The sequence below is a fragment of the Allomesorhizobium camelthorni genome (assembly GCF_011045125.1).
Classification (GTDB): Bacteria; Pseudomonadota; Alphaproteobacteria; order Rhizobiales; family Rhizobiaceae; genus Allomesorhizobium; species Allomesorhizobium camelthorni.
Genome location: NZ_JAAKZF010000197.1, coordinates 1 through 3,323, shown reverse-complemented (window position 1 = coordinate 3,323; position 3,323 = coordinate 1). Strand labels below are relative to the sequence as shown.

2 protein-coding genes, 1 tRNA gene and 1 pseudogene are annotated in these 3,323 nt (G+C 61.3%); 3 read left to right on the top strand and 1 reads right to left on the bottom strand.

Going from position 1 to position 3,323, the window contains the following annotated elements; translation table 11 throughout:
- Nucleotides 1-917, bottom strand: a pseudogene (locus G6N73_RS35060) (hypothetical protein); the annotation flags it as partial.
- Between the two features lie 194 nt (nt 918-1,111).
- On the opposite strand from G6N73_RS35060, the gene G6N73_RS35055 reads away from it, so the two are divergent.
- The 3 genes from G6N73_RS35055 (at nt 1,112) to G6N73_RS35045 (ending at nt 3,145) form a co-directional block, all read left to right on the top strand.
- Nucleotides 1,112-1,984 (top strand): D-alanyl-D-alanine carboxypeptidase family protein, encoded by an 873-nt coding sequence (locus tag G6N73_RS35055; protein ID WP_165034447.1) that lies wholly within the window; start codon nt 1,112-1,114, stop codon nt 1,982-1,984.
- 175 nt (nt 1,985-2,159) lie between these two features.
- A tRNA-Arg gene (locus tag G6N73_RS35050) sits at nt 2,160-2,236 on the top strand.
- 402 nt (nt 2,237-2,638) lie between these two features.
- On the top strand, nt 2,639-3,145 hold the full coding sequence (locus G6N73_RS35045) for a hypothetical protein (RefSeq protein WP_165034446.1): 507 nt from the start codon (nt 2,639-2,641) through the stop codon (nt 3,143-3,145).
- Nucleotides 3,146-3,323 lie beyond the last annotated feature (178 nt).

Below are 3,323 nucleotides of genomic sequence, written 5' to 3'. Positions count from 1 at the left end.
GGATGTTCATTCGGACCCTCCGGCGGATGCTGAAGCCTGGTAACTCCAGTCTCCCCGGTCCGGTCCGAATGGACAACCTCCTGAAAGCTCACACCTAGCGCGCCAAGCACCTCGCGTGCGCCGGCCTTGCCATCCTGCACCCGAAGCAGCGTGGCGAAGCGGATATAAGGATCGACGGCATCCACGCTGAACCCGGCGAATGCCAAGTATGACCGCCGCGCGTTGAGCATGTCGCCGGAAAGCTCGTGCACCCTTGCATTGTGGTAGAACTCGTCCGGGCGCTTGGGATCGGCGATGACCCCGCCCTGCGCCGCCAACGCCTTGAAACCGTCGGCTATCGTATCGATCGACACGGCGATCTGTTCGGTGGTCGCCTGCAACTTCGCGACCTGTTCCTGCTGCTTTGCCTGGTTCGCGGCGATCTCCTCGGTGTTCCGTTCGACCTTTTCGGCGGTTCGCTGAACCTCTTGCGTCGTCTGCTTGACCGTCTCGACCGTCTTTGCCGTTTCGGTCACGGTCTGCTCGATCTTTTCCACGCTTGCCGCAACGATCCCCATCGACTGCTGCAGCCCGGCAATCGCCGGGACGAGGCCCGCTAGCACGCCGTCCTCGGCGTCGTTTGCCTGTTGCAGGGCAAACAGGCCGCCGGCCAGGGCAGCTGTCGTCGTTGCGAACACCAGGGCCGGCAGCGCCGTGGCGGCAAGGACCACCCGGAAGGCGATCGCCGCCGCAAGAATCACCGCCGTCACCGCCGCGGCAAGCGCGATATAGGCGGCGAATGGAACAAGCGGGCTGAGGATATCGGCGACGAAACCGCCGACCACGCCGAGGCCGCCTGCCCATTTGCCGGTGCGGCTCAGCGATGCGCGCAGCAGTGAAGTACTCGCTGCTCCGCCGATTTCGACGCTGCCCGACATCGCGAAGCCCCCCGGTCAAGATCACGGGCCGCGACCTTAGCCGTGAATTTCAACGCTGGGAAGAATACGGCCATCGGCATGCGTCCTCTAAACGGAGCCGCTTCCAGATGGCAACGTCTTGGTCTAGGTTCTTTCCACTGCGTCGCGGGGGGATCGCGGCGGCGGGTCGCCATCGTCCGAACGGGTTGTCATCCTTGCGAACCACCTTTCAGCTTCTCGCCGGCTCATTTCACAAGGCGGCGGCCACTTTCCTGATGATCGTGCTGCTTGGCGCATGCTCGACGACGAGCACGCTCGAAGTGCCTCCGCCGTCAATGGCCCAAACCTCGCCGAAATATGCGGCGATCGTGGTGGATGCCAATAGCGGCGCCATTCTGTTTCAGGCGAATGCCGACCAGCCGCGCTATCCGGCCTCGCTGACCAAAATGATGACGCTCTACATGCTGTTCGAGGCTATCGAGACCGGCCGCATCTCGCGCGACACGCTCATCCCCGTTTCCGACTACGCGCGGACGCGGCCGCCGAGCAAGATCGGCTTCAAGCGCGACCAGTCCGTCGACGTCGATACGGCGATACGCGCGCTGGCGGTGAAGTCGGCAAACGACGTGGCGGTAGCCTTGGCCGAGCTCCTCGGCGGCACGGAAGAGCAATTCGCGCAGATGATGACCGCCAAGGCGCGGCAGCTCGGCATGAGCAGCACCACATTCCGCAATGCTTCGGGACTGCCGGACGACCAGCAGCGCACCACCGCGCGCGACATGGCGTTGCTCGGCATGGCGCTGCGCCGGCGCTTCCCGTCGCACTACGCTTATTTTTCGGGCACGAGCTTCAGCTACAACGGCCGGACAATCCGCGGCCACAACGACCTCATCGGCAAGGTCGACGGCGTCGACGGCATCAAGACCGGCTATATCCGCGCTTCCGGCTACAACATCGTGACGTCGGTGAACCGCGACGGTCGCAGGATGGTCGTCGTCGTCATGGGCGGCGAAAACGCGAAAAGCCGCAATGCCCACGTGCATGAACTCATCGTGCGATATTTCCCAGGCGCCAGGCCGGGCGTCTAGCAGCGCACCACATCGGCCGTGACGGTTGCCGCAGGCCCGGCCTCTTTTGCGGAGAATGGCCCGGCCGCGCAGTTGCCCGTTGAAGCCGGCCGCCGCATCGGCTATGAAGCGGCGTCCCGGCACGCTATTTCGGTCCGGCGACATAGCCGGAACGGTTCGTTCCGGCTTCGGCCCGGCACCCGTAGCTCAGCTGGATAGAGCGCTGCCCTCCGAAGGCAGAGGTCACAGGTTCGAATCCTGTCGGGTGCGCCAAAACATCAAGTAAAATCAATATATTACGCAGGCAGAATGTATACGCCATTCTCAAGGTGGGGAGAATTGCAACCACATTGCTACCACTTTGGGGACAAGTGTAGCGTCCATCCTCGGACAAACGGCGATAGGCTTTCGTCCTAAGGTGCCAACAGGTGATCGGCGTTTGGCGGTCGGTGGCGGTCTGGGGACGCCGCGCCCTTTGCTGTCCCCCTAAGGAGGACTACTCCTATTCTGGTCTGGTCCGTTTGATTGGGAGTGTTGATGATAGGGTTGTGGTACCGACTATGGCGGTGGCTTCTGGAGTTGGTGAGGGTTCAGCGTTCGAACGGCGTTGAGGAACAGATGAGGATCGCTTGCTTGGGTTGGGGGTCGTTGGTGTGGGATCCAAGAAACTTGCCATTGTCTGGCGAGTGGGAAAAGGACGGCCCGATACTGCCAATTGAGTTTGCGCGGGAATCAGGGCGAAAGCGCATAACTCTCGTCATCGCCGACGTTCCGGAGACGGTGACATCCTTATGGGCGCTGCTGAAGGTCGATAGTCGGGCCGCAGCAATTGATGCCCTGGCCACGCGCGAGGGCATAAAAGAGGAGAACATCCAGTATTCAATTGGTTGGTGGCGGAAAGCAGATGGAGCGTCAAATGGGCGAGGTGCACAATCCATTACGAAGTGGGCCCTGGCCCACAACCTTGATGCGGTGGTGTGGACGAACCTGAAACCCGGACTGAGAGGTAGTCCCAATGTCGTGCCGCACTACCCTGCTGTGCTTAAGCACTTCAGGGACCTGATTGAAAACGGCGAGCACGCTGACGCCGAAGCATATGTCCGCAAGACACCTTTGCAGGTTATGACGCCTTACCGGCGCCGGTTGCAGGACGATCTTCGCTGGACACCCATTCCAACGTAAGACCTGCTACCAGACCAAATAGCCCGTCCTGGCCGGACAAGGATGGGCCCTCAAACTACGAATCTGGGGGTCAGGAGTTCGAATCTCTTCGGGCGCGCCATAATTTCAATGACTTAGCAGAACGCCGCAGACTAAAAACGGATATTAGTCTGCGATTTAGTCTGCGGAAGCGCAGAGA